This is a genomic window from Roseococcus thiosulfatophilus (assembly GCF_017311575.1).
Classification (GTDB): domain Bacteria; phylum Pseudomonadota; class Alphaproteobacteria; order Acetobacterales; family Acetobacteraceae; genus Roseococcus; species Roseococcus thiosulfatophilus.
Genome location: NZ_JAFFQY010000016.1, coordinates 1 through 25064 on the forward strand (window position 1 = coordinate 1; position 25064 = coordinate 25064).

Annotated in this window: 19 protein-coding genes and 2 pseudogenes; 14 read left to right on the forward strand and 7 right to left on the reverse strand. The window is 68.1% G+C overall.

Features of this window, described 5'->3' with window-relative positions:
• From JTN19_RS08345 to JTN19_RS08355, 4 genes and pseudogenes are all read right to left on the reverse strand, one after another.
• A partial coding sequence (locus JTN19_RS08345) for an ATPase, T2SS/T4P/T4SS family (protein ID WP_206931459.1) occupies positions 1-587 on the reverse strand: 587 nt, incomplete at its 3' end.
• A 748-nt stretch (positions 588-1335) separates the two neighbouring features.
• A pseudogene (locus JTN19_RS20125) lies at positions 1336-1622 on the reverse strand (hypothetical protein); the annotation flags it as partial.
• A gap of 710 nt (positions 1623-2332) precedes the next feature.
• Complete coding sequence (locus tag JTN19_RS08350; protein ID WP_206931460.1) at positions 2333-7468, reverse strand: hypothetical protein; 5136 nt, start codon at positions 7466-7468, stop codon at positions 2333-2335.
• A 115-nt stretch (positions 7469-7583) separates the two neighbouring features.
• On the reverse strand, positions 7584-15245 hold the full coding sequence (locus tag JTN19_RS08355; RefSeq protein ID WP_206931461.1) for a hypothetical protein: 7662 nt from the start codon (positions 15243-15245) through the stop codon (positions 7584-7586).
• A 386-nt stretch (positions 15246-15631) separates the two neighbouring features.
• Here JTN19_RS08355 and JTN19_RS08360 point away from each other — a divergent pair, with 386 nt between their 5' ends.
• Positions 15632-16441 carry a hypothetical protein gene (locus JTN19_RS08360; protein WP_206931462.1) on the forward strand — a complete coding sequence of 270 codons (810 nt, stop codon included), beginning with the start codon at positions 15632-15634 and terminating at the stop codon, positions 16439-16441.
• Between the two features lie 186 nt (positions 16442-16627).
• On the opposite strand, the gene JTN19_RS08365 is transcribed toward JTN19_RS08360, so the two are convergent.
• Together JTN19_RS08365 and JTN19_RS08370 are read right to left on the reverse strand one after the other, a co-directional pair.
• Positions 16628-17041 carry a CopG family transcriptional regulator gene (locus tag JTN19_RS08365; protein ID WP_206931463.1) on the reverse strand — a complete coding sequence of 138 codons (414 nt, stop codon included), beginning with the start codon at positions 17039-17041 and terminating at the stop codon, positions 16628-16630.
• 6 nt (positions 17042-17047) lie between these two features.
• A complete protein-coding gene (locus JTN19_RS08370) occupies positions 17048-17239 on the reverse strand; it encodes a hypothetical protein (protein ID WP_206931464.1) in 192 nt (63 codons plus the stop codon).
• A 12-nt stretch (positions 17240-17251) separates the two neighbouring features.
• Here JTN19_RS08370 and JTN19_RS08375 point away from each other — a divergent pair, with 12 nt between their 5' ends.
• The 3 genes from JTN19_RS08375 (at position 17252) to JTN19_RS08385 (ending at position 19241) form a co-directional block, all read left to right on the forward strand.
• The gene (locus tag JTN19_RS08375) at positions 17252-17926 is read left to right on the forward strand and encodes a tyrosine-type recombinase/integrase (RefSeq protein WP_206931465.1); all 675 of its coding nucleotides are present in this window, start codon (positions 17252-17254) and stop codon (positions 17924-17926) included.
• Positions 17927-18053: 127 nt separating this feature from the next.
• The gene (locus JTN19_RS08380) at positions 18054-18383 is read left to right on the forward strand and encodes a hypothetical protein (RefSeq protein ID WP_206931466.1); all 330 of its coding nucleotides are present in this window, start codon (positions 18054-18056) and stop codon (positions 18381-18383) included.
• A 588-nt stretch (positions 18384-18971) separates the two neighbouring features.
• Positions 18972-19241 (forward strand): type II toxin-antitoxin system Phd/YefM family antitoxin, encoded by a 270-nt coding sequence (locus tag JTN19_RS08385; protein ID WP_206931467.1) that lies wholly within the window; start codon positions 18972-18974, stop codon positions 19239-19241.
• 63 nt (positions 19242-19304) lie between these two features.
• On the opposite strand, the gene JTN19_RS08390 is transcribed toward JTN19_RS08385, so the two are convergent.
• Positions 19305-19496 carry an AbrB/MazE/SpoVT family DNA-binding domain-containing protein gene (locus JTN19_RS08390; protein WP_206931468.1) on the reverse strand — a complete coding sequence of 64 codons (192 nt, stop codon included), beginning with the start codon at positions 19494-19496 and terminating at the stop codon, positions 19305-19307.
• A gap of 139 nt (positions 19497-19635) precedes the next feature.
• Between JTN19_RS08390 and JTN19_RS08395 the strand changes: the two genes are divergently transcribed.
• From JTN19_RS08395 to JTN19_RS08435, 10 genes and pseudogenes are all read left to right on the forward strand, one after another.
• The gene (locus JTN19_RS08395) at positions 19636-19986 is read left to right on the forward strand and encodes a type II toxin-antitoxin system RelE/ParE family toxin (protein WP_242530987.1); all 351 of its coding nucleotides are present in this window, start codon (positions 19636-19638) and stop codon (positions 19984-19986) included.
• Positions 19983-20267: a helix-turn-helix domain-containing protein gene (locus JTN19_RS08400; protein WP_206931470.1), complete on the forward strand. Its 285-nt coding sequence runs from the start codon at positions 19983-19985 to the stop codon at positions 20265-20267. The genes JTN19_RS08395 and JTN19_RS08400 overlap by 4 nt, the downstream gene beginning before the upstream one ends.
• A gap of 133 nt (positions 20268-20400) precedes the next feature.
• Positions 20401-21075: a hypothetical protein gene (locus JTN19_RS08405; RefSeq protein WP_206931471.1), complete on the forward strand. Its 675-nt coding sequence runs from the start codon at positions 20401-20403 to the stop codon at positions 21073-21075.
• 99 nt (positions 21076-21174) lie between these two features.
• Complete coding sequence (locus JTN19_RS08410; RefSeq protein ID WP_206931472.1) at positions 21175-21426, forward strand: hypothetical protein; 252 nt, start codon at positions 21175-21177, stop codon at positions 21424-21426.
• Entirely contained in the window at positions 21413-21781 is a 369-nt protein-coding gene (locus tag JTN19_RS08415) for a hypothetical protein (RefSeq protein ID WP_242530988.1), read from the forward strand. Before JTN19_RS08410 ends, JTN19_RS08415 begins: the two co-directional genes overlap by 14 nt.
• Positions 21781-22257, forward strand: a pseudogene (locus tag JTN19_RS20575) (DUF927 domain-containing protein); the annotation flags it as partial. The gene JTN19_RS08415 and the pseudogene JTN19_RS20575, both read left to right, overlap by 1 nt.
• 227 nt (positions 22258-22484) lie before the next feature.
• Positions 22485-23462, forward strand: a complete 978-nt coding sequence (locus tag JTN19_RS08420; RefSeq protein ID WP_206931473.1) for a hypothetical protein — start codon at positions 22485-22487, stop codon at positions 23460-23462.
• 38 nt (positions 23463-23500) lie between these two features.
• A complete protein-coding gene (locus JTN19_RS08425; protein ID WP_206931474.1) occupies positions 23501-23791 on the forward strand; it encodes a hypothetical protein in 291 nt (96 codons plus the stop codon).
• Positions 23788-24330, forward strand: coding sequence for a hypothetical protein (locus JTN19_RS08430; protein ID WP_206931475.1), 543 nt, complete (start codon positions 23788-23790; stop codon positions 24328-24330). Before JTN19_RS08425 ends, JTN19_RS08430 begins: the two co-directional genes overlap by 4 nt.
• Positions 24327-25004, forward strand: coding sequence for a hypothetical protein (locus JTN19_RS08435; protein ID WP_206931476.1), 678 nt, complete (start codon positions 24327-24329; stop codon positions 25002-25004). Before JTN19_RS08430 ends, JTN19_RS08435 begins: the two co-directional genes overlap by 4 nt.
• Positions 25005-25064: the final 60 nt, after the last annotated feature.

Sequence of the window (25064 nt, forward strand, 5' to 3'; positions counted from 1 at the left end):
AGGTTCGGGGCGCGGCACTGCAGTTCACGCGTGTCCTCGATCAGGACGACACGGCCGCCATCGCGCGCCACCTCGGCGAGCAAGGCGTTGGTCAGCGTGGTCTTGCCGGTCGAGGTCCCGCCAGCCACCAGGATGTTGCGGCGCTCTGCGACGGCGGAGCGCAGCGCGGCGGCCTGGGCGGCCGTCATGATGCGGGCGGCGACATAGTCCTCCAGCATGAAGACTGCGACAGCGGGTTTGCGGATCGCGAAAGCGGGGGCCGCGACGACGGGTGGCAACAGACCCTCGAAGCGTTCACCCGTCTCGGGCAGCTCCGCTGAGACACAGGGGCGGTCCGAATGCACCTCCGCGCCGACGTGGTGGGCGACGAGGCGGATGATGCGCTCGCCGTCGGAGAAGGAGAGACTGCGGCCGGTGTCGGCGAGGCCCTCGGCTAGGCGGTCGATCCACAGTCGGCCGTCAGGGTTCAGCATAACCTCGACGATGGCGGGATCGTCGAGCCACGCCGCGATGCCCGGCCCGAACGCCGTGCGCAGCATCCGTGCGCCACGTGCGGTCGTCTCGGCCTTGAGTGGATGCAGCGACATACAGTCCCCGGGGTGTGCTGCGGCGGAGGCACCGCAGCGGGCGGGGACGATTAGAGAGCGGCAGATCGGGGCGGGTTCAACAAGCGTCAGGGCGAGGTAGTAGCCCCGCGTACACAGACTGGCGAAAGTGGAACTATGCACTTCCATGAAAATGCCGATCGCCGATCAACTGGACACTTCCGGAAACCCTGCCATCTGTCGGCGTGATGGCCGAGCGGAACGTGTCCGGCGCTGGGATCAGTTGGCTGGGGCGGCCCGTGGATGTTTGCCGGGGTGCGCGGGTGCCCGAAGTGTGATCATCTGCAGCGCGTCGCGACCTCCAACGGCTCAGCATGCCGCTGAGAGACTTGACAATCCAAGGTCAATGAGATCGCCTTTGTGATGAAGTGTTGATCAGCTGATCGCGATTCAGAAGTTTTTGGAGGAACGTAGCGAGATGGCGGAGCCAGTGAAGTTTGTAAAAAAAGAGCCGGGCGGAGCCGGAACATTCAAGTACACCTATGAATGCACTTGCTCTCCATCGAAAAAGAAGACGATTTCTGTCAATACCGGCAATGATATTCAAGCAAGACAATTAGCCCAATTAGAGTGTGATCAATATTGTGACGGATGAGTTTGGCAGGTTTGTTCGGAAGTGGTCGCCTGTTGGTGGATCGTTCGAAGCAGATGAGTGCATTCAAGATTGGAGAGCTTGGCTCGCCTGGGTTGAAGGTGATGTGGCCTACTGCTGGTGTAGCGAGCTGCGGCGTTAGTTGGACTGACACTTGATTCGTTTTCGATTACGCAGGATATAAGGTTCGCGGCCAAAGTAGACGTCGGTCGGGGTGGATCCTGCAGGCTCTTGTGGACACGGAGGTGATGGTAGTGCTCGACGAAAGCGGCGAGCTGCGCTTCGAACTTGCCGCTTTCGTCGAGCACGGTGGAGAGATGGGATTAGCCCCTGCTGATGACCTTTAGGGAGCGGAAGTCGGTCTGCCATATCTGATTCAGCGCCGCGGGCTTGGCGCGGAATTCGTCGGCAGCCTTGACGATAATCGGCCTAATTCCCCGCGCTACGAGGAGCTTATCAGGCGCCACATCCAGTCAGCTTCTGGAGCTTGACCGGGTATTCTTACTTCCGCGTCCCCTGTTTCATTCGGGCTTGGGGGCGAGAATAGACCAAATCCCCTGAGAATGATTCTCCCTGCAGGAGATATCTGCAGCTCAAGAGGAGCCGTTCCGGGCTGTCCAACAAATTGCTCCGTGTCCAGGATAGGAAGAAGTTCTCCAAACGACGTGTTCTGCTCACGAAGCCACCAAACATTCACCCCGCCATCCCGGTCATCAATTTGCACTCGCATGAACGTACCCGGATTTCCCTTCTTCTGGATTCTCACGTTGAACACTTTGGTCGCGGCGAACGCAGGCCGCAGAGCATACTGAAATCCGGCGACGAGGAGGGACGACGAAGTAAGGGCAAACGCTAAGCGACGCTTCATCGAATTCCTCCTCCTGGATCGAGTATCAAGCTGAGGTGCCGTCATAAAGGTTGTTGGAATTTTTCAGCTGCGCCTTCCGCTTCGCCACCGTATCGGGTCAGGTGACGAGGTCAATCATGATCTTGGCGGGCGGCGGGGCGAGCGATTGAGCCAATCGAGGAGCGTTCTCCTGGGTCGGTCGGTCGGCCACTCATTGCCCATCGACCAGGGCTGGATGCGGGCCGTGTATCGCACCCGCGCGGTGCGGTTCGAGGTGTCGTTGCCCCCTTACCCATCCTTCAGCGGTAGCGAGACAGCAAAACGAGGCAATGCCACGGAGGGCGGCCCGCCCGCCGAACTCGGCAGCCATCCTTCCTCCTCAATCCGCACCACGAGGTCGCGATCCTCGCGCAGCGCGTCGCCGGGCAGGTGGAACACGCCCGTCCAGCGCTCTTCCCCGCTCAGCACACGGTGCTCAATGCCTTGCCGCGCCTCACCTGGGAGCCATTCGAGCCGGGCGTCCTGCCCCGACACTTGGGTTACCCGAATTTCGTCGGCACCGCGCCGCTCGCGCAGTTCCATGCGCACGCGCCGTCCCGCCGCACGAAGATCGGCCGGCACTGGGCCAGCCAGCGTAACGCTAATCAGCGTCTCTGGACCTGGCGCACCCTGCCGCGCGTCCATCGGAGTCGCTGTCACGCCGAAGCGGCGCGGGGGCGGCACGCGGCCCTGCAGGGTGACCGGCGCTGACAGACGGATTCCCGCGCGTACCCCTTCCCGCGGCGGCCCGCGGCGGTCGGGCCGCGCATGCTCTTGAAGACGCGCCAAGCCAAGGCGGAACAAGGTCTCCTGTGGGACGGGCAGGCGCATCACCACATCCACATATGGCTCGGGCTCGGACCCAGGCAGGTCGGAAGCGAAGCGCACCGGGGCGCTGAGCACGCTCACTGCGGCCATCGTCTCACGCGAGCCAGCTTGGCCGGTCGGCGCGCCCTGTCCGGGCACCGGCAGGAGCACGTGAGGGTGAAACCGTGCATCATCGGCAACAGCGATGTGCTGCCGGCCAAGGAAGGAGCTTCGCCAGGGCTCGGGCGACCCTTGGGATGTAGCCGACTGCACGGCGAAGGTGGCGCCTACTTCGCCAACGCGGCCGCCCCCCGGCGCGGTCCGCTGCGGCCCCTCAGCGAGCGGCCCCGCGCCGATCGGGTCGTAGCCCCACACGGAGACAAAGCGGCCGAGCGGTCCCAGGTCATCCTCGTGGAGGCCCCGCAGTGCGCGGTCGTCCGGCGCGAAGACGGCAGTTTCGTTATCCATCAGCGCAAAGGCGAGCGGAGGCCAGAGCACGATGGCGAGCCGCTCGTCCTCGCCACTGGTGAACCAAGGCCGGCGGAGCCAGAGGCGGAGACCAGCGCGGCGCTCGCCTTCGACCCGCAATGTGCCGCCATCGCGGCGGCGGACTAGCGGCGACCACTCAAGAGTTGGCAGCAGATCCTTCGGGTTGGGCGGCGCCGGGCGCGCCGTTGCGGGAGCCCAGAGCCAGGCGGTTTCGGGACCGCGAACCGAGCGACGGATTGGATCGGCGTCGCGGGTGATGGGCCTCGTACCTGCTGTGACGGGGGAGGCGCCCAAGGTCTCCGAGGGCACACCGTCCAGACCATTTGGTCTCGTGGGCACCGCTGGCGGCCGTTTTGTGATTGGGCTCGCCGTCAAGCGGTCAAGGTTCCGCGGTTGCGCGACCACCCGAAGGCGCAATTGCCGGGCCTGCGGCTGCTTCAGCGCGGGCTCGTAAGCGATCTTCGCGCCGGCGAAGCCCGGCGCCACACCGGCAAACAACTCCTCCAGGCGCAGCGTGCGACGGCCGGCGCGCGCGTCTGCAGGCTGCGGAATGTTGCTAATCGTGACGAGCGGTACCCAATGGGGTCGCAGTTTTGGGTCTTGCTCGGGCGGATCACCGGGGCGCGGCAACGCTGGCCGAAAGTTCGCTTCGCCATCGCGCGTCAGCGCGAAAGGCAACGCCTGGGACGGCTCGGGCACAAGCTCGGGCCGCGATACGCGCGGCGGAGGGTCGAGCGTCTCCTGTCCAGGTGCGACGATCTCGGCCTCAACGACCAGACCAGAGGTGGTCGCCGGGTCAAAGACGATAGCGCCGCCCGGCAGCAGGGCGACAGATTCGTCGTCGGCAGCGCCGGCGGGACCCCAGCTCTCCGCCGCTCCGACTTCGCCGAAGAACCGGGTAAGCGCGGCTGGCTCAAGATCCTTGGGCCGCGCCAGAGCGACAGTGCCAGGCACGAACTCTGGCCGGATCGCCGGCGCATCGGAGGCGTGCACGAGCTCGAGTTCCTCGGTATCGCAGATGGCCGCAAGCGGTTCGGCCAGGAGGTGCGCGTGGAACGCGGCGGCTGCAGCAAGCGCAGGCGTCGAGCCTTCGCAGCGCTTGCCGTCGAGCAAGGTGGCGAGCCCCTCGAGTGCAGCGCCAGCTCCGGTCGCGCCGCAGGCGCCGGCTTCCGCCCGGGCGAGGGTTGCGGCCTTTTCCACGACGTCGAACCAAGCGGCGAGGTCGGCAGCGTCGGGCACAAGCCACGCGCGAAGTTTCACGGCCTCGCCGCGGGCCAGTGCGACGCGGGCGACACGGAGACGAAGGCCTGGCGGCCGCGCCCCGGCCTCAGGCCCACTAGGCACGGCAGGCGCAGATTCCTCGCCCCAGCCCCCGTCAGACAGGCGACGTCGCTGTGTCGTCTCGGCGGCAACGAGCTCCAGCCGAACGGGCAGAACGTCCGGCCACGCGTCGGGTCCGGCCGCCTCGATGGGCGCACGAAGTCGGAGGACGAGGGGCGGCTCCTCAAGCCATTCGCCGCTTGTTGGGTGGGCGAGACGGAGGACGAGAAACGCGGCCGCGGGGTCGGGGAAGTACGGAGTGCGGCGAACCTCACGACGCTCGCGCAAGGCGCGCAGGCGCAGCCGGGACGGCAGTGGGGAATCGTCACCGCCACGTGGCGTACGCGACCTCGTCTCTTCCTCGATGAAGGCTTGCGGCAGGCCTTGTCGTGGCAGGCTGGCGGCCACGTTTACCCACCGTGGCTGGGGCCGTTCCCGCTCACTATCCGGCGGTGATCGCGGAGGGTCTTGCACCTGCACGCGGATGGTTGTGGGCTCAACTGCTCCGTCAAACATGTCATGGCGGGCGGCGAAGGCCGGCGCCACGGCGGGAGCGAATAGAATGCGTGCGGTGCGGGCGAGGCTGCGCGCGTCGTCCCTGCCCGGCTGGCTAGCGTGTACCAGCACCATGCGCTCATTGCTCTGCAGCAGGTGCTCGCGCGAGCCTGTGCGGGCCGTGCCCGGGGCGAGCATCACCATGGGTTTCGCGATCGGCTCGTGCCGCAGGTACCGATATCCGGGCTGATCGCGCGGCGGCCAAGCGTGCTGCGATCCGAACGCCGACAGCAAGCGCCGCGCCTGCTCGGCGCCGGCCCCGCCGCCGCCCAGCGTGCGGTCCTCCAGGGCGAAACGGTAGGACCAGCCGAACACCAGCGGTGCGAGGCCGGCGCCCGGGGCTATGCTGAAGTGTTGGTTGACGAGCAGATCGTCGCGCGCCTTCAGCTCCGTTTCGCTAGCCCGCCAGCCGACGCTCAACTGACTCGACAGGTGGTGGCGGAACCAGTCGGGCGGCGCGTTCGGCCTCGTTCCGTTCGCCCGCGGGGCCACGGCCGGCTGCACCCGTCTGAAGGTGCTGAGCTCGTTGGGTGGCGCGCCGAGATCGTCGCCATGATAGGCGCCGAGCCGGGGGTCGCATACCGCGCGCCGTGGCTTGCCTTCTCCGTCCTCCAGCTCGTCCTGATAGGTCGCCTTGTTCGTAATGCCGGCCGCGTCACGTTCCGACGCCGGCAGCCAGCTCGGCGTGAGCGCCTGGAGCACTCGTGCAGGCCAGTCAGCGTCACGACCCCCCCAAGGATCACTCAGCGTCACTGTCCGGGCGGAAGTTGCCATCCACGTCGTATGGCCTTCCGGACCGTCGATCCCGAGATGGAGCCGCGGCGGTGCAGCAATGTCGGTCGCCAGCAGCGGCGGCGCTGTGAGGGGTGCGGGCGATTCGGCCCTGTCGGTGCCGACTTCAAAGAGTGATAGCGGGCCGGTGATCGTGCGAGTGGGGCGGCCTTGCAGCTGGCACTGATGGTCGGCCTCGGTGCAAAGCGTGGGCTCGATCGAGCCGGCGCATACCCGCGGCCCTCCGGGCGGGGAGAGGATGCGCAGGCCGGCCTTCGCCCAGGGCGCAGGCGCGGGGGACCTTGGCGACCTGCGCGCATGCGAGGAGGCCTCGGTGAGGCGGCGCCAGTCGTGCGGCGCCGCCGGGAAGAAGCCGCGTTCCAAGACATCGAGCACGCCCCCGACGTCGCGCGACGCCGGGTCGTCATCATGAGGGTCGGCCAGCGCGCAAATGACCGCGGCCTCGCCTGCAGGCAACGCGCCGTCTGACTCTTCGAAGTCGAGCAGCGCGTCGCGCGCGAAACCGAACAGGCGCATCAATGCCGGCGAGGCGAGCAACTGGTGCAAGCGTCGGCCGCCATGCCCAGTCTCGGGCGGCAGGCTGTCCGTAGGATTATCGGCCACCAAGTGTAGCGCAGCGTGGTGGAGCGCATGCAACCGGTCGGACAGCCACAGAAGATCTTCTTCGCCATGGCCCAGGGCGGCGGCGGCGATCGCCTCCGGATCAAGCGGCTTGGCGTAGGGGTGGCCGGCGTCGACCTCGCCGGCAGCGCATGCGTCGAGCCACGCGCCGACATCGGGTGGACCACAGAGCAAGCGGGCCAACGCAGGGTCGAGCGTCCCGGCTCCGGCAGCCGCGAGCCGTAGCATCGGCGCCGCGTCGCCAAGCCAGGGCCGGCCAATCGCGGCGAGAGCCTGCATCGGCGGGCGGACGGGTGGGCGTTCGGCGAGGGCGCTTCCGGTACCCGCAACAGCCTCGAGCGTCTGTCTGGCCCGTTCCAGTGGCAACAGCAGGGAGGCTTCGAGGGTCGGCGCTGGCACCGCCGAGGGAGTTGCGGCTTGTCGATCTTCGGTGATCGCGCTGTCGAACATGGCGCCGAGGCCTGCTGCGCCGCCCATCGCCCGCTCCCACAGCGTGTTCAGCTTTTCGAGCGGCAGTGTCGCGGGTGTCTCCTGCCTGAGTCGCCCCACGGCGAGCCGTCGGCGGCCCTGCCCCGAAAGCACCTCGACCCGACGGCTCCGCCTCATCGCCTCGTCAAACCAGCCATGCGCTCGGCTTGGCCACATGTCCTGCCGCCACGGCGTGACCCGTTGCGCCTGGACGCCCGCCTGGCTTGCAGGCAGCGCCAGCAGTAGCAATCGGAGAGTCGTGCGGCCCCTTTGATACGGCGTGTGGACGCCGTTTGGGACTATCAGTAGGGAGGGCAGGGCCGTGGCGCTCATGGGCCACTTCTCCGGTGTGGGCGGGAGGGGTGCCGCCCCGCGGTTGCCGCGGCGGCGGTTGCACAGTTCGTCTGCGGGCGCGCCCGGTAAGCTTCGGCGAGCTTTGGCATGGCGCTCACGCGCGACGCCGCCGACGGCCGAGCACGGCGCTCGGGTTAGCGTAATGGGCCCTATGCGCGCGCCAGTCTTGCATCAACCCCGGCACATCGCAGCGCAGCCAAGCCGCCGGCGCGGTCGTGCCCGACGAGATCGGCGTACCGGCCGGCAGAGGTCCCGCCAGCATCACGCGCGCGCCCTCGCGGCCCGGCATTTCGAGATTTGCCGTCTGCAACCCCTGCCCCGCATTCCGCGTGACGTGCACGGTGAAGCTCTTCTTCACCGGACCGACCGAGAAGCTGTACGTCAGCGCGGCCTTTCCTTGCAGCGAGCCGCGCTGGTAGGTGAGCTGAACGACGAAGCTCGCGGCGATGCCGAAGCAGGCGATCTGGCCTTCGAAGGCGGCGACGAACAGCGCGGAGAAGCCCGGCTCCTCGGCGTTCTGAAACACCCGGATGCCGGTCATCACTCGGCCGGAGCCCTGAAGCGGACCAAATACGATGGGCACCGCAGCGCCGAAATGAAACGCGACGTCGAACGCGGTGAACAGTTTGGTGTCGCCACGTCGCGTTACGCTCTTCATGATCGCGTAGGCGCTGCCGCCGTAAGGAGCCGCGACGAGTGTGCAAGGCTTCACGGGCGACGAGAGGGTGAGTTGTGCATGCCCTGCATCGCCGTCGAAAGGCAGTTCGACGTGCGCATCAAAAACGCAATCCAGAAAGGCCATTGTGCCGATCTGTAGCGGGCCGAAGGCCAGCCCGTAGCCGGCTCGCAGGCCGGCGCCGCCTCCGGGCCGCGGGACCGTATAGATGCCACTCGGAACAGCAACGCTGTCGGCTGCGCCATTGTCGCTGGAATCGCCGTCCTTTAGCTTGGCGTAGGCGGCAAGGCCGGCTAGAAACAAAAGCGTGCCGCTAGGTTCGAAGCGCTTAAGCTTTGGCTCGCTGATCCTGGGCGCCTCGCCGGGCGCGGCATCGAAGCCGACACCTGTGAAGAACAGCGTCAGCGCCTTCTGACCGAGCATTTTGATGGTGATGTCGAAGTCACCGACCGATCCTTGAATCCGGCCGGTAAGCGGCTGTGCCGGCCGCAGGAGATCGAGCGTGGCGTTGGCGCTGGCCGAAAAGCCACCGCCCTTGAATGTGAGAATGCTCCCGAGGTCCGTCTCGAGCGCTGGCGGAGCGGCCCAGGCGTAGTCGAAGCGGCGGCGGGTGGGGAGAAGCTTCGCCAGCTCTGTCTCCAGCTTGGATCGCAGCGCGTCGGCGTCGAGCAGGCGGAGAAGGGCACGCCGTGCGCCGGCAAGCAGGCGGTCGTCCAGATTGCGCACAATGTGTTCGACGCTTGACCCCGCGCCGCCAGGCAGGAACCAACGTTCGACCAGCTCAGCGAGCTTGGCGGCTCGTTGGGCCACGCTGGTTGCGGCGTTGAGGGCGTTGGTGACCTCGAGAAGCTCGTCGTTCACCCTGTCGGTCGCAGCGGTCGGACAAGCGCTGTCGGTCGGCGCTGGCCAAAAGAGCAGCGTCGCCAACCGCTCATCGCCAGTCAGACCTAGCCTTGTGTCGAGGTTACACAGCTCTTGAAGCGGTTGGCGGCGCGCAGTCAGTGCGGCGTTGAGCGCGTCGCCGAAGCGCTCCAGCAGGAAGCGTGCCGCTTCGTCTGCTGTCGCGCTGCCGGGCAAGGCAATCGCCAACACCAAGTCGGCGACAGCGCGGCGGCCAATTTCGACGAGTGCGTTGAGCGCGGCGGTGGTGCGCTCCGTCGCGGCGTCGCTGGCCGCCGTAAGCGCCGCGTCGGCCAGTTGCTCCGCTTCGGAGGGCACATTGGTGAGCTTTGCCAAAGCCGCCTGCAGCGCCTGCCGGCTTTCCACACCATTGAACTCGGCCCGCAGCGTATCGAGTGTGTTTCGGAGGGCGCGCAGCGGCGTCACCGCAGCCGTGGCACCCGCTGTGCCAAGGGCCGGTTCGAGCGCCTCATGGAGGTTACCGATCGCTGCAGGAGCGGGCAGTAACGCACCGAGCAGGGCGGCCGCGAGCCGGCCAGCGGTGCCCGCCAGCTCGTCGTTCAACTCCTGCGCGCTATCCTCGGCCGACCTCCGCAGTGCCCGTAGGAACGCCGCGAGTGCCGCGCCGAAGGCCGTGCGCGATGCGTCCAGCCGGCGCAGCTGATCGGTCAGACGCGCGACGTCTGCGGGCTGGCAGCGGTCCCCGACGCCATCCCCGAAATCCGTTATCGCGTTGTGCAGCCCAACGAGCGCATTGCCCACAGCGGTGGCGTCCGCGCGCAGGCTCTCGACTGAACAAAGCTGCCAAAGATTGGCGCACAGAGCCGGGACTGGCGCCGTCGCGAGGCTGCATGCGTCGGCGGGGCATGGCTGCTCGACGGTGCCCAGAAGCGCGTCGCGTAGTCTGCTCACGGCCGCCGCCGCGGGTGTTCCGAGAGCGGTGCAGGCGCCATCGAGCCGCGCCCCGACCCAGGCTTGCAAGCGCGCCAATCCCTCGCGCTCCAGAGCGCGGATTGCCCCCGGCCAGTCGGTCGTTACAGCCCCGCGCAAAGCTGTGTAGATCCGGGCCATTAGCAGCGGTGGTGGCGGCAGCTTCGAAGACGGCGGCGTCCAAGAGTCGAAAACACCTGCGAGCGCTGCGTAGACGCGGTCGATCAGCGCGTGATCGACACCTGCCACCTCTTCCGCGCGGAGTGCGGCCATCAGCAGACTGCCCCACGCAGCCGGTACGGCATCGAGTTTCTGCGGCCACGCATTCGGCGTGGCAAACAGGCGCGACGTAGCAGTAGTGGCGGCGCGGCGCAGATGTGGGACCATCACGGTTCTGAGCGCGGTCGCCTGCACACTGGCGATGTTGAGTGCGGCGATCGCCTCGTCGAGCGCGAGCAGCGCGTCTCCCAGCGGTACCAGCACACCAAACAGCGAAGCCAGCGAGGACATGTTCAAGCTGGCGAGTTTGCCTAGGACGATGTCGAGCGAGTGTTTGGTGATGTCATCGCGCGCTTTGCCAAGCAGCTGATTTCCAAGCTCACTGAGCGGGCCGAGCGGATTAGCGGCCAATCGCTCGAGCTCGTCGCGCACGGCGCGACCAGCGGTGATGACCGGAGGCAGTGCAACCAAGCCACCGGTCGTCATCGCATCAAGCGCGGCCTCGAGGCTGCGCATCGCCGCCAGCGCGCTGGCGTAGGCGTTCACAAGGAGTTGGGCTTGGGGGCTGGCGCCGTCGAACCGCGCGAGCACGCCGCTGAGGGCCGAACGCAGCTCCGCCGCTAGCCGCCTCGCGGCAGCATCGGCGTCGGCCACGGTCGGGCCGAAGCTGTATTCGAGCGCCTGCCGCAGCAGCGGGGCGGCGGCGTCCTTCAGCAGCGTCTGGAGGCTGACGAGCCCGAGGATTCGCGCGTCGGGCAGCACGAAGTCGCTGCCGACGCTCTCCGGCACGCTGGGCGTCGCGCCCAAGGCGGGCGCTGAGGCGCCGATAGGCCCCTTCCGGCCTATGAACGGAAAGACCATTTCCGGCCGCATGACACCAGAGGCACGGTCGCCGTTGCTGCCCATGCCCTGGCGAGGCGGATCGCCAATGACGTGGAGGTAGGCCAGCCGGTGCGGGCCGAATCTAGGCTGGTTCGGGTCGGAGTCCGACAACTGGCCGACCAGGGCGTCCCCGGCCCTCTTGCGCTCTTCGGCCAGAAGCGTGGCCTGCAGCCGCTCGCGGTCCGCAGTTCCGAGTTTGAGCTCGTCGCCTTTCAGCACCGGTAGGCCGGCCAACAGGTATTCGTTCAGGAAGCGGACGCGGATCGGTGCCTGCGGGTTACCGGTGAGGGACGCGACGCCGTCGTGGCGGATCGTCGCCTCCAGGCAACGCGGATAGAAGGGTGCCTGGTCCTCACTTTCCATCGCCGAATTCATCTGCCACTGGTGCAGCGGCGTCTCGCGGCTCGGCGGCGCAAGCGCATTGGCGGTCTCGTCGACAGCGGGCTCTTCCGCTCGACTGTCAACCCTCACCGTCCAGTCGAGGCTCTCAAACGTGGTATCGCCGGGCGCGTCCTCGACGGCGTATCGGCGCGGCACACCGGCGTGCTCGAGCCGCCGCAACGCCTGCCAACGGGCGAGCGCGGAGGTGGGCGCATTCGGGATGCTCGCGTCCGGTGCGTTCCAGTACGCCTGCAGCGCACGCATGGTCGGCGCGTCGTGCGCCGCCTGATTGTCCACAAAGATCAGCGGCATCGAAACCGGCTCGGGCCGTTGATCGACCGCGAAGCGGAAGCGCACATTGCCGCTCTCGCCCGATGCGGTGCGCGGCCAGAACACCAAGCCCGTGCGGTCGCGCTGGTTGAGGCGACCGTTCAGCTCCTCGATCCAAATCGTGGTATCGCCGGGTCCGCTGGAGCGCGTGGGGTTGAGCAACTCTGGCGTACGCGTCGTCAGCATGGTGAGCGCGCGCGCCGGCCAAGCGCGACCCTCGAACGGCTGACCGATGCCAGGGAAGGTCTTTTTACGGTTTCCGATCTGGATGAACCAGCGCTGAACCTGGAAGGCGAGCGGCCCGCGCCAGTCGGTAAAGTCCGCGTTGTAGCTCTGTGGCCACGGGAGGTAGTGGCGCTCGGTCTCCTTTACGAGTGAGGCGCGAACCCCGAGCGGATAGAGGAAGCCCTTGTAGACGACCTCCGTTGTCACTTCACGGCCGAGCGCAACCAGTACGCGTAAGCGCTCGACGCTGTAGGCGTCGAAGATGTTGCGGGCACTCTCTTTGTGGCGCAGCGGCGCGGGCGGAACAAAGGGCGCCTCAAGGTCGAGCGAGCCGCCGAGCGCCGTCAGCCGCAGCAGACGGGTGGGGAGCGGGCGCGGCACGTACAGGGCCTGCTCCGCGCCGTCTTGCCCGGCGAGATAGCCATCAGCGATGCGGAAGGCATCAGGCGGAGCGACTTGGCTGGTTTGCAATGTGCCGCCAGGAGCGCGGCGGGCGAGCACCGGCAGTCCGTGCAGGCTTGAGAGTGCGACGATCTGGCGGCGATCAAAGTCGTCCAGGGCGAACAGCGTATCGCTGGGTTGGCCAGCTTGCCGGCCGCGCTCAGGGTGGCGGAGCGGCCCGCGGGGGCCCTGCATGTCGTCGTCGGGGCTTTCCCCGGCCGGGACCGATGGGTCGAAGTCGTAGTCCGGCGTGTGGATGGCGCGCAGGCTGAACGCGTCTCCCGGGGTCTCAAAGAGGTCGGCGCGCCACAACGGGACAATGTGCGAGCCTGCATCAAGGTGCGCGGCGGGCGCTTTGCTTGGGCGAAAGCGGCGGGCCGGCTTCGGCTGGCCACGCGGCCCCCCGGACGGGCGCGGCACGCCAGGCGGTGGTTTGGCCGGGCCACTGTCGGGCGGGGCGGCGTCGGGCGAGAGGATGAGGCGGGAGGGCAGCTCGATGGCCGTCTCGGTGTCTCCGGGCGCCTCCCGAAGAATGCGGCGCAGCGTGCCGAGGCGTTCAGCGAGGGCTTGTTGGCCAGACGTCCCGAGTTGCGCTGCGAGCAGGCGCGTCAACTCTCCCGCCGGGTCTGGTCCGGGGGCAGAGCTGGGCTTGCCGCCTGGCTCTTCAGGTGGTTGCGGCGCGACCGCGATCCGGCTCTCGGCGCGACGGCTGACGCGCAGTTCCCATGCACCCCAATCGAGCAGGCTTTCGAGCGTCCAAGGCAGCGTGGCGCCGGGCTTGAGCGGCAGGGCGAAGGCGAGGCGCGTTTCGCCAGCGGCGCGTGCGACTACGGGGAGATGCGCGGGCGCGCGGGAGCGATTGGCGGCGTCGAGGGCATCCTGGAGACGGCCAAGCAGCGCGCTGTCAGGCGTGAGGCCCTCGGCTGCGTGCAGCGTGGCTGCCAGGGCGTCCCGGAGCGGGCCGGGACGAAGGCTCTTGGGCCATTCGCGACGCCATGCATCAAGCAGCAAAGGCTTGGGCGGCTCGGTGTCGCGCGGTAGAGCGGCGGGATCGGAAGGCCGGGCGGCCTCGCGCAGCAGGAGAGCGAGGTCGGCCTGACGCATGCCCGCCTCCCGCAGCAGCTCACGCACGGCGGCGGTGGCGGCCGGGACGGGGGTGTTGGCGTTAGTGACGACAGCGAGGCGTCCATGGCGGCGGAGTACGTCGGCGATGATGATGTCGCTGAGACCGAGCGGGATCGAATTGAGGTCGGCGCGACGCTCCGCGGCGATCGCCTGGGCGGTTTCCCGGGCGGCGCGGCGGCCTAGTGGGGTGATCAGCCCGTCGCGACCGACCCAGATGCGCTCCAGGTCCCGGGTGGCGCCGCTCGGGTAGCGCGCTGCGGGCGGGCCACTGGCTGCCGGGGGGACCGTGGCGACTGGGGCGGCTGGGGCGGCTGGGGCGAGCTTGCTGTAGCGTTCCGCGTAACGGTCCGCGAAATGGACGAACTCCTGCCTTTCTTTCGGATCGTCCTCGCTCGCGACCAGCGTGGCCTGCAGCCTCTCGCGAGCAGTTACGTCAAAGGCTGCAGGCAATTCCTCGGGCCTAAGGGCGCGGCCAGGCTGTATTGGGGCAACGCGGGGAAACGCCTCCTCCATGACATGCTGCGGAGGCAGGCGGGCGATCAGCGTGGGCGGGGCGCCGCCCGTTGACACATGAAGCGTGGCCGCGCGGCGGCCCACAACGAGGTCAAGGCCGCGGAAACCGAAACGGGCCCGGAACTGGTCAGCGTCCCGTGCTGCCCATAAGCACGCAGTGTCCAGGTTCAGGCGCATCGGTCCGGCGCTGGCCACGAGTGGAATGCGACCGCCAGCTGTTGGTGCAAGGGGACGCACAGGGGACCGCCCGGCGCCGGGGGCAGTAGCAACGCCGTCGCTGTCGATGGTGGCAAGGGCGACGCGCGTATCTGCAGTGAAATCGAGCCGCCCAAGGTCGGCGAATCCGGAAATGCCGGGGGCTAGCCGTAAGCGATGCGCGACGTGATGGAGGCGAGCTTCGGCCCGGGTCAGGGTGACGCTGCCGGCGCTTCCCTCGGCGACGATATCCGACCCACCGGTTCCGCTGAGTTCGACGCGACCCTCCGGCGTATCCACATCCTGGGCGTCAGGAGGCAACAGCAAATCGAGCCGCCATGCTCCGGCGCCAGATCCTGTCGCAGCGAAGCGTACGGTGCTGCCAGGGCCATAGCTGAGGCGCACGTCGGCGATTGTCAGGTCGCCCCCACCCTCGAGGCGCAGGTGGCGAGCGTTGCCTTCAGCTGCGACCACGACCAGCCTGTCTGGTCGTGGGTCGAGGCGGAACGCAGCGGTACCACGCTGGCCAAGCATCCGGCGCCCACGCACGATCGGCAGCTCGATTGCGGCGAGTCTGGCGCCAGCACCAACATTCGGAAGCAGTCGGAGCGGCCCTGTGACGTGCAAGCCTTGCCCAAGTGCGAAGCCGCCGCGGCTCACCAATCGCAACCCGAGGGCTGCATCGATAGTGAGGTAGGTGGTGCCGGCAGGATCTAGGCCGAGGGCACGCGCAAACGCGCCTGCCTCTATGCGCTCGTCCAAAATGAAGGGAAATGGACGCGGGCGGCCGTCAAAGGCAGGACCGCCCCGGAACCGGCCGCGCGCGGCGATGGTGAGTGCACCGCCGCTCTGCCCGAAGGATAGGTCGAGCAGCAGGGCCTCGCCTGCGAGCGTCCCACGCAGTGCAACTCTGGGTACATCAAGGGCGACGTCGATCAAGACGTCTTGGCCGAGCGCGGCACGCAATTCGGCGCCTGTCTGACTCCATCCAGGCTCGGCACCGACGACACGAAACCCACCATCGCCGGTCCGCTCGACGCTAAGCGCGGCTGCGCCGGCGCGACTGATTGCAAGACTGGAAACGGCCAAAACGGCCCGCCGGGTCAACCGCATCTTGATACCCGCTGCCTCTCAATAGGACCGACAAAATGAGGGCTTGTACGCAGTCGAGCAGCGACCTGCTGAGGTGCGGTTCACCGCGCCGCGCTGGCCCTCCGCCTAGTGCGTCCAGAGAGGTTGACTGTTGCCTCGGTAGAATGTCAATTATTTTTGACACTATTTTGTGTCAATCTAATCTTACAAGATTGCTTGCAGGAGGGCTTGGGATGGATCGCAGGACACTTCTCGCTGCCACTTCCGCCGGGATTGCAATGGCGCGCTCGCGGGACGTGCAGGCGCAGTCGCCGCCCTGGGCGCCCTGGAAGGACCTGCTGAACGCGTTGCCGACAGCACCAGCAATGAATGCGGCTCGGGCTACGCGCAGCCGGAGCCCCGTCGGCATGGCGGTTCAGCGGATCGAGGACGCCAAGGGGCCGCACGTCAACTTCGATCTCTACACCGTCGACATTCGGCGGATGCCGACGCAGGGTCCCAACACAGGTCCTGACCTACTCGCGCATATCCGCAGTCGTCTGAGTGACTTCTTCGATCCCGCCGTGTCCACCTTGGGGGCGCATACCCCGGGCGACGATGAGGACTGGAAGAGGGGTGGGCCGGCGCCGCTTGGATCGGTGATGGTGTTTCGGATCGGCGTCCTCGGACCGATCCATGAACAGGCTGCCGTTGTCACCAGCGTGTCAGAAGCGAGACGGTGGATCTTTACGCCGGTAACGATTGGGACCAGCTCGCCCGGCGAGCATCCAGTGTCAGGAAACCGCGAGTTTGGCTTTCGGCCCGCCGCAAGCCTGCAGGGCCAAATCTATACACGCGCCGCCGATCGCGCGCTCGATGACGGTGTGTTGGCGCCGTCGGAGCAGACGGTATTCAACGGCGCTGATACGCTCTGGAGAAGCTTCCAGTCCCGTGTCGCAACCTATGTGAACCAGCGGGGCGGCGAGGCCGTCGTCGCAACGCCAACCATTCATCGGCCGCAATGGGCAACTGTCAGAGCGAGCGGATTGTTTGACCGCGCCTAGATGTTTTGGTCCTGGCTTTGGTGCTCGCACATCTCTTTGCACGGATAACCGGGACCTGCTCGCCGTTGATCTCCTAGACATCCTTGGATCGCCCTGCCGGGCGCCATCCAGCACTTTTGATCGGCTGATGGTTTGGCAGGCGGCGAGTCTTGCGCCGACGGCGATTTATGCCTCTGTTCGGAAATCTCAATCTCGATCGCCTGGCATTTCAGTGGCAATATCGTCAGCCAGCAACCGTCCTTGAGTGACGCGTCGCCCGAGCGCCTCGATGAAGCCGGCGTAACGGTCCTTGCCCTTCGCACTTGTAGCACCCTGCAACGACTCAGGCAGGGGGGGTGTGCTGGTGAGCCAGAAGCGAACGAACAGCGCGAGCGCCTCGTTGCCAATGGTGATGTGGCGTTCGAGTCGTTCGCTGGCGCGCGACAGGCGATCAAGCCGACGTGCCAGGGCCGCCTCCAGCCGTTCGGGACCATCCGGCGAGAGGTAGCTCTCAAGCGCAGCCTCGATCACCACGGCCTGGCTGACGCGCTTGCGCGCCGCGTAGTCGGCGAGGCGGCGCGTCAGCTCAGGGGGCAGCCGGAAGGTGGCCTTGGTGCGCATGGCGGGTCAGAGAGCCATGCCGTCATCGGGATCGAGCGCCGCCTGACGGGCGACGCGGCGCGCGCGCGCCGCGAGAGCACGGGTGCGCACCGTGTCGTCGTCCTGCTCATCCTCCGCGAAGACGAACTCCTTCTCGGGCGGTGGCCCTGGCTCAGGCGCGATCTGCTCGTGTTCCGGCAGGGTCGGCTCTCCGACCATCCGGTGCGGGGCGTGATCCGCTATGCCGATCGGCGCCGGCAGCGCCGGCTGTCGGATGAAGAGTATGCGGCGCTCGGCGCGGGCCTGGCTGCGCTGACCAATGCGCCGAAGCCACGCAAGGATGGCAAGCAGGGTCACATGATGTGGCCCGCTGCCATCCACGCCGCTCGCTTCCTGGCGCTGACCGGCTGGCGCAGTGGCGAGGCGTTGACGCTCCGTTGGGGGATGCTGGATCTGCCGCGGCGTACGGCGCGGCTGCCGGACACCAAAACGGGCGAGAGCGTCCGCCCGCTGGCGTCGGCCGCCTGCGATCTGCTGCGTAGGCTCGGGCCCGGCAAGGGCGATGCGCTGGTCTTCCCACCCTCCCGCGGCGACGGGATCATGAGCGGCTTCCCGACGCTGTTCGAGTGCATCACCAAGGCGGGCGGCCTGCCGAAAGACGTGACGCCGCACATCCTGCGGCATTCCTTCGCCAGCCTGGCGGCCGATCTGGGCTGCTCGGAATTGGCGATCGCTGCGCTGCTCGGCCACCGCAGCGGCAGCGTGACGGCGCGATACACCCATGCGGCGGATGATGTGCTGCTGGCAGTCGCGGATCGGGTGGGGGCGGCGACGCTGCGGAAGATGGCGGGGGAAGGCAGCGCCGAGGTGGTGGCGGGGCCGGGGGTGCAACAGGAGGTGGCGTGATCAGCATCTTCGCCTCTGACCGTCATGTTCGCGCCTTGGGAGGAACGAATGCTATTGCGTCGATGCGCGCGATTTGACATAAGGCGATTTGCGTGCTGACATTACGCAATCATGAAGGAGGCTACCGATGCGTGTACCGGGCTTTTACGTGCCGTTCGCGGCGAGTCCTGAAGGCCGGCGGCTTACCGCGCTGTGCCACGCCAATGAGGCGGGCTTTATCGCTTCCTCTCGGGCTGGCGTTCCAGCAGTCGCGGCGCTTGTGCCGCATCTGTCCGAGTTTGAGCCTTGGGTCCGTGACCACCACTTGGCGAAGAAGTTCCTTGGGTGGTTGACCGGCGAGATCGTCAAGGCGACCGGCCGGGTGATGCTCCAGGAGCAGGCGGCCGTGCCGGGCGACATCTTTGTTTGGGGAGCACTCTGGACCGCGGAGCCGGTGACCCTTGCCTCGGCAGCGTAGGCAGAAGCCGGCAAGGGCGCTCCTCCGCGGAGCCTCGTTTATTCGAAGCAAATAGGTCAACAGATGGTCGCTCGGTTTGGGGATTTCGGCGAGACGCAGCTTGGACAGCGGATCGCGATCATTGTCATGGCGCCGAACAGATACATAGAGATGGCAGCCTTCAGCCGTGAAGGCTTTCCCGCCGTGACAGCGCTAGTTTCGCTGCTAGAGGACAATGTCCCGGAGGCCCGAACGGATCATAGGGCTAAGCAGTTCATCGGCTGGCTCGTCGGCGAGGTGATGCGTGAACACGGACATTCAATGATTAAGCGGGCCGCCCGAGTGCCAGGCAAATTCTTCACGGTAGCGGCTGTATGGAGCCGTTACCCTGAGAAGGTCTCTCCTTGATCGTCGATTATGATCTGCTTGGCGAATAGCACCGCTGATTGCACCGCAGCTATCGCCAGCGCGCTTTGTCTCGGCGTCTGGCCGATGCGCTGCGAAACGCGCCACGCCCTAATGCTACGCTGGGCGTCACCCATCGGACCGACCGCCGGGTAGCATGGGGGTCACAGGGGTGTTGGGCGGGCGACGGGAGAGGGGTGGTAGATGCGTGTGATGCCCCTGCGTGATGCCAGAGAAGGCCTTGCCGCCGTTGTCGATCAGGCCGCCATGGGCGAGCCCACCATCGTCACCCGGCGCGGCAAACCCGTGGCGGTGATTGTCGGCCACGACGAATGGCAGCGCCTCACCGGCGCGCGGCCGAGCCTCGCCGATCTGCTGCTTGGTTTCCCCGAGGGCGGCGACCTGCCTCGCGATCGCGGGCCGGCGCGTGACTTCCTTCAGGGTCCCGATGCTGAAGGTGGTCGGCGCACCTGACGTCCACCCTCTGCATCGCCGACGCCGCCGGCGACAATGCGGGCCCAGGGGCTCTGGTAGCCGTCAGAACGTGACGTCGTCAGGAAGCACCTCATCGTCGCTGACCACCACGCCCTGCACGAGCTTCTCCAGGGACATCGCCTCTGCTTCGCTGATGGCGATCAGGCGATCCGGGTTGTCCTGCATGTCGCGCGCCAGGAAGCGCAACCACGCGGCGGTGGCCTGAATGTCTTCTGTGGGTGGCGCGGCTGACATGGGATGGCGATCTCGACGGGACTCGGAGGCCAAGCCGATACCTCGATAGAGACAGGCCAGTGAAGCGCCTTTCGCGCGCCGGACCGCCGGTCGCATCCAAGCCTTGAAATATTCTACGGGAATCCCGTATATGCTCCCCATGCTCCAAACCGTCGCGGAGACGCCGACCTTCCAGCGCGACGCGGCGGCGGCGGGCATGTCCGAGGCGGAGAAGGCCGAACTGATCGGCTTCCTCGCCGCCAACCCGGATGCTGGCGACCTTATCGTCGGGACCGGCGGCGCGCGGAAACTGCGGTGGCGACGGCCAGGGACAGGCAAGAGCGGCGGGTATCGCGTGATTACCTACTACGCCGGTCGGGCGCTGCCGGTCTTCCTGCTGACGCTCTATGCCAAGGGGGAGCGGGCCAACCTATCGCCCGCTGAACGCAACGCGCTGCGCGGGATCCTTGCGGGGATCGCCGCCAGCTACAAAGGAAAGGGCAGGTCATGAGCCGAGTCGGAAGCCGCCTGATCCAGGCCGCCCAGGAAGCCGCCGCCATGGCGCGCGGCGAGACTGTGCCGGGTGCCGTCCTGCACATGCCGCCCGATGTCCGCGCCATCCGCGGGCGCCTCAAGCTCACCCAGCCCGCCTTCGCCCGGCGCTTCGGCCTGCCGGTCGGCACGGTGCGGGATTGGGAGCAGGGCCGGGCGGTGCCCGACCAGGCGGCGCGCGTGCTGCTGCGGATCATCGAGCGCGAACCGGAGGCGGTGCAGCGGGCTGTCGCCGGCTGAGCAGCCGCAAATCCCGTCACAATAGAGCAAGGGACAAAGCAAGAACGATCGGCTAAGGCGATTGCCGGACGGTCGAGCCCTCGCCGCAGCTTGTGGCGACGCAGGACCGCCCATCCACCTCAGGGGCGACCGCATGAAGCACGACCATCCAATTGGCCTGACCCTTGCCGAAGGGGCCCGCCGCTCCTGTGACATCGGCATCCTCGAGGCGCTCGCCGCGGCCGAGGCCGAAGCGGCCCGGTTCGAGGCCATGGACCTGCTTCCTGGCCGGCAGGACACGCATCGCGGCATGCTGAAATCTGGGGCCTACTTCGAGGCCGAATATCAGCGCTGCCAGCTGCTGGACGACCTGCGGCGCCGATTGCAGCGTGGCGACCTCGTCGCGACGGCGCGCGAGCGGCCAACCGGTCCTCGCATCGAGGTGGCCGCCGAAGCCTGGCAGTACCTCTGTCCCCATTTCGCCGATGACACCGCCCGAGACGGCCTGGGCGCGGTGGTGCTTTTCCAGGTCCGCGTTGCGGAGGCCGCGCCGGCACAGGTCATCCTGGCGCAGGACGCGATGCCGCCCGCCATCACGCTGCACGCCGATCCGAAGCCAGTCTATTCGCTGTCCACGCTCCGGGCTTGGTACATGCTCCGCCGCAGCTCCTGGCCGGCCACCGAACTGCCGCCGAGCGAAGCCGACGACCTCGCCGCAGCCTCACAGCACTTCGGGGTAAGGGTTTCGCGCGATCCGTTCCGCGCGATTCGGCGGGAAATGGCGCCGGCGGCTTGGAAGAAGTCAGGGCCGCGCAAGCCGCCAAAATAATCGTCCGCGGGAATTCCGCGTTTCTGGCCGCGTGATTCTGAGCCAGCCATCAACCCTCCATCAACCGCGCGCCGCTGCGCGCAAACGATGGATGGTCCGATGTCCCATATCCCCGACAATGCCGATGCGCTGCTGAAGCGCGAGGCCGCGGCTGCCGCGCTCACCGCCGCCGGCTATCCCGTCTCGCCCCGCACGCTGGCGACCAAGGCGACGCGCGGCGGTGGCCCGCCCTACTCGCTGTTCTCCGGCCGGGCGCTGTACCGCTGGGGCGATGCGCTGGATTGGGCGCGCAGCTTGACCACCCCGCCCCGCCGCAGCACCTCGGAAGCCGATGCGCATGCGGGCCGCTGAGATCAGCACCGCGACGGGTCGCACCATGTCGCGCCGGCTGGCGCCATCGCTGGACTTCGCCACGGTCAACAGCGCCGCCCTGGCCCGCCTGCCCGAGGTGCTCGCCCGCCTGCTCCCTGGTGGTCGCGCCGTCGGTCCCGAATGGCATGCCGGCAGCCTGCGCGGCGACCCCGGCGACAGCCTGCGGGTGCGGATGCGCGGCGAGCGGGCCGGCCGCTGGGCCGACTTCGCCACCGGCGAGAAGGGCGGCGATCCGGTCAGCCTGGCAGCGGCGGTCGCCCGCACGCGCCAGATCGAGGGCGCGAAGCAGCTGGCCCGGATGCTCGGCATTGATGCGACGCGAGGTGGTCGCTGATGACGACCGACACCTTCGCGCCGCTGCCGCCCGCCGCCCCTGCGTCGGCTGAGCCGATCCAGGAGCGTGAGGCGGACGCCGCGCAGCCGATTCAGCCGGCGCGGGATCCGCTGCCTGAGCTCATCCAGCATCGGCGCTTCGGCATCGCATCGAAGGTGTGGCCGTATCGTGATCCCTCGGGCGCGCTGCTCTTCGCGGTGGCGCGGTTCGATCAGCCGAATGGCGACAAGCAGGTGCTGCCCTACACCTGCGGACCGGACAGCTGGGTGTTCAAGGCGCCGCAGCCCCCGCGCCCGCTCTACAACCTCGATGTCCATGCCGCACGGCCCGAGGCGCCGGTGCTCATCGTCGAGGGCGAGAAGGCCGCCGACGCCGCGGCAGCACTGTTTCCGGATCGGGTCGCGATGACCTGGCAGGGCGGCAGCAACGCCGTCAACAAGGCGGATCACAGCCCCCTGAACGGCCGGCGTGTGGTCATCTTCCCCGACAATGATGTGGCCGGCCGGAAGGCTGCCGCCGCCATGGCCCGTGCCGCGAGGCAGGCCGGTGCCGCCAGCGTTGGCATCGTGGATGTTCCCGACGAGTGGCCGGCCGGTTGGGATGTGGCGGACCCGCTGCCCGAAGGCGTGACCCCCGACACGCTGCTGGCGATGCTCGCCGCTGCCGAAGCCGTCCTACCGCCCGCGGACGTGCCCACCGTCTCATGCTCGCCATGGCCAGCGATGCGGGATTCAAGCCGCTGGACGGCATCGCCTCCGCGCCGCTGCTCGCCGAGGATGGCAGTCTGCGCATCGCTGATGGCTACGACCCGCTTACCCGCATGTGGTGCGAGCACATGCCCGCAGTCGAGGTGCCTCCCGCCCCCACGCGCCAGGATGCCGAGGTCTCCCTCCGTCGCCTGCGCCGGGTCATCCGCACCTTCGCCTTCGCCGACGCGAAGAGCGTCATGCTGCAGGGGCAGAGCGTGCCGGTGGTGGACATCGAGCAGCCACCCGGCGTGGATGAGAGCGCCGCGCTGGTCGCGCTGCTCACCGCCGTCTGCCGCCCCTCGCTGCGCCTGGCTCCTGGTGTGCTGATCCACGCGCCGGCCTTCTCCGGTGCTGGCACCGGTAAGGGGCTGCTGGTCCGCGTGATCTGCGCCATCGCCTTCGGGATGCACCCGCGGGCGATGACCGCCGGCGGCACGCTGGAGGAACTCGACAAGCGCCTGGTCGCGGCCCTGATCGGCGCCGAGCAGACGCTGTTCCTCGACAACGTCAACGGCATGGCGCTGCGCTCCGACGCACTGGCCAGCGCCATCACCGAACGGCCGGCCTATGTCCGGGTCCTCGGCAGCAGCACCACGCGAGCGCTGAACCCGGTCACCTTCGTGGTCATCACAGGCAACGGTGTCGTGCTCTCGGAGGATCTCGCGCGGCGCTTCATCACCATCGAGCTCGACGCCGGGATGGAGGATCCCGATCCCACCGGCAAGGGGCGGCAGTATCTCGCGGCCATGATCGGCAAGCTCGAAGGCACCCGTGCCGCGGGCTTCCTGCTCGCGCGCATCCGCACCGCCGGGAAGTGGTCGCCCGACCTCTACGCTCTGCAGCGCACAGTGCCAGAGGCCGCAGAGGCCCCATGCAGCCCCATGAACCCCATGCCTATGCCCACCGGGCCGGCGTGGGAGTCCGTGTTGTGAATGCGCGCGATGCGATCGCACGCGCCGAGGCACTCGGGGTGCGTCTGCGCCTCGAGGCGGATGGGCAGGTGCATCTCGCCGCCGCCGCGCCGCCCCCGGCCGATCTGCTCGCAGAGCTGCGGCTCTGCCGCGACGACGTGGTGCGCCTGCTGGCCGAACGCCGCCGCCCCGCCTGGGCCGACATCGCCCCGGAACCGCCGCGGCACGTCTACCAGCCCGGCGATCCCGACCCCTTGCGCGACGGGCTGCTCGCCAGCGCCCGCCGCCACATGCCACCCCTGCCGTCCGCCGCGCGCGGCCGGGGCCTTCAACGCGCGGATGGAGAATGATGATGGGTATCCTGACGAAGACCACCGCCGCCGATCTGCGGCAGCGTGCCGAAGCCGCGGAAGCCGCCGCGGGCCTCGCGGACCAGCGCGCCGCCGCTGCGCGTGTGGAAGCCGCGCGCAGCCTGGCCGATGCCAACGCCGAGGGCGCCCGCACCGCCCGCACGCGTGCCATCGAGCAGGCGACCGAGGCCGACACGCAGCGTGACCTCGCCGCCGAACTGCATCGCCGCGCCGATGCGGCGGCGCGCGAGGAGGCGCTGGCCACCTATGACAAGCTGCGGCGTGCCGCGGCGCGCAGCGTGGCGGACTCCGAGCGGGCGATCCGCGCGGCGCTCGCCGAACTCGGCACCGCGCTGCCTGCCGCCCAGGCGGCGCATCGCGAGGCCATCCTATCGTGCCAGGCCGCGACCGACGCCTTCGCGCGGCTGCCGGAGGGCGTGGCGGCGCAGCATCCGCCGTCGCCCTTCGATCCGCTGCTGACGGATGGTGTCGCCATGACCCGCTTCGCGGCGCTGCCGGTGTGGAACGTGATGGCATGATGCCGATAATCAGTGTCGGGGCCCGTGCCCTGCTCATCCAGGATCACGACGCCCGGCTTGCAGCCGGGCTCGCGCCCCTGAAGATGGAGACGGCGGTTCACCTCGTGCAGCAGGCGAGGACGCTGCGAGACCTGGATGGCGATCTCCGCGTCCGGCGTGTCGGCGACATGGCGACGGTGGATGCCAGGCGCCTCATGCCAAGCACGGGCGAGCCGCTCAGCCTCAATCGGGCCTCGCGCTCGGTGGAGGTGATCTGGTCCACTGGCGTGCGCAGCCGCAACTTTGTCCAGCCGCATGGCTGGATCATGGAGGAGCTGGACATGGCGCCCTCCGCGGTGCGGATGGACGTGCTGCGCTCCGGCCGTGCGCCGGTGCTCGACACCCATCGGCGCGACGGGGCGGCGCATGTGCTGGGCCGGGTCGTCGCGGCGCGCATTGAGGGTGGCCGCGGCTACGCCACCTTGCAGTTCAGCACGGCGGCGGATGTCGAGCCGGTCTGGCAGCGGGTGGTGGACGGCACGCTGCGGAGCGTCTCCGCGGGGTACCGGGTGCATCGGTATGAGCAGCGGCGCGAGAGCGTCGCTGGCGAGACGGTCTTTCGGGCCGTGGACTGGCAGCCGTACGAGATCTCGATGGTGCCGGTGCCGATCGATTACGAGGCGATGGTGCGGTAGCGGTGAGGGGCCGGGCCGCCGCAGGAAGCTGTGGCGGCCTCCTCCTCCTTTCCAGGCGTC

Bases quoted from the DNA above. Each gene is read 5' to 3' on its own strand.
- JTN19_RS08350 (WP_206931460.1), bottom strand. From the start codon at position 7,468: ATGAGCGCCACGGCCCTGCCCTCCCTACTGATAGTCCCAAACGGCGTC.
- JTN19_RS08360 (WP_206931462.1), top strand. From the start codon at position 15,632: ATGGATCGCAGGACACTTCTCGCTGCCACTTCCGCCGGGATTGCAATG.
- JTN19_RS08365 (WP_206931463.1), bottom strand. From the start codon at position 17,041: ATGCGCACCAAGGCCACCTTCCGGCTGCCCCCTGAGCTGACGCGCCGC.
- JTN19_RS08370 (WP_206931464.1), bottom strand. From the start codon at position 17,239: ATGGTCGGAGAGCCGACCCTGCCGGAACACGAGCAGATCGCGCCTGAG.
- JTN19_RS08380 (WP_206931466.1), top strand. From the start codon at position 18,054: ATGCGTGTACCGGGCTTTTACGTGCCGTTCGCGGCGAGTCCTGAAGGC.
- JTN19_RS08385 (WP_206931467.1), top strand. From the start codon at position 18,972: ATGCGTGTGATGCCCCTGCGTGATGCCAGAGAAGGCCTTGCCGCCGTT.
- JTN19_RS08390 (WP_206931468.1), bottom strand. From the start codon at position 19,496: ATGTCAGCCGCGCCACCCACAGAAGACATTCAGGCCACCGCCGCGTGG.
- JTN19_RS08395 (WP_242530987.1), top strand. From the start codon at position 19,636: ATGCTCCAAACCGTCGCGGAGACGCCGACCTTCCAGCGCGACGCGGCG.
- JTN19_RS08400 (WP_206931470.1), top strand. From the start codon at position 19,983: ATGAGCCGAGTCGGAAGCCGCCTGATCCAGGCCGCCCAGGAAGCCGCC.
- JTN19_RS08405 (WP_206931471.1), top strand. From the start codon at position 20,401: ATGAAGCACGACCATCCAATTGGCCTGACCCTTGCCGAAGGGGCCCGC.
- JTN19_RS08410 (WP_206931472.1), top strand. From the start codon at position 21,175: ATGTCCCATATCCCCGACAATGCCGATGCGCTGCTGAAGCGCGAGGCC.
- JTN19_RS08415 (WP_242530988.1), top strand. From the start codon at position 21,413: ATGCGGGCCGCTGAGATCAGCACCGCGACGGGTCGCACCATGTCGCGC.
- JTN19_RS08420 (WP_206931473.1), top strand. From the start codon at position 22,485: ATGCTCGCCATGGCCAGCGATGCGGGATTCAAGCCGCTGGACGGCATC.
- JTN19_RS08430 (WP_206931475.1), top strand. From the start codon at position 23,788: ATGATGATGGGTATCCTGACGAAGACCACCGCCGCCGATCTGCGGCAG.
- JTN19_RS08435 (WP_206931476.1), top strand. From the start codon at position 24,327: ATGATGCCGATAATCAGTGTCGGGGCCCGTGCCCTGCTCATCCAGGAT.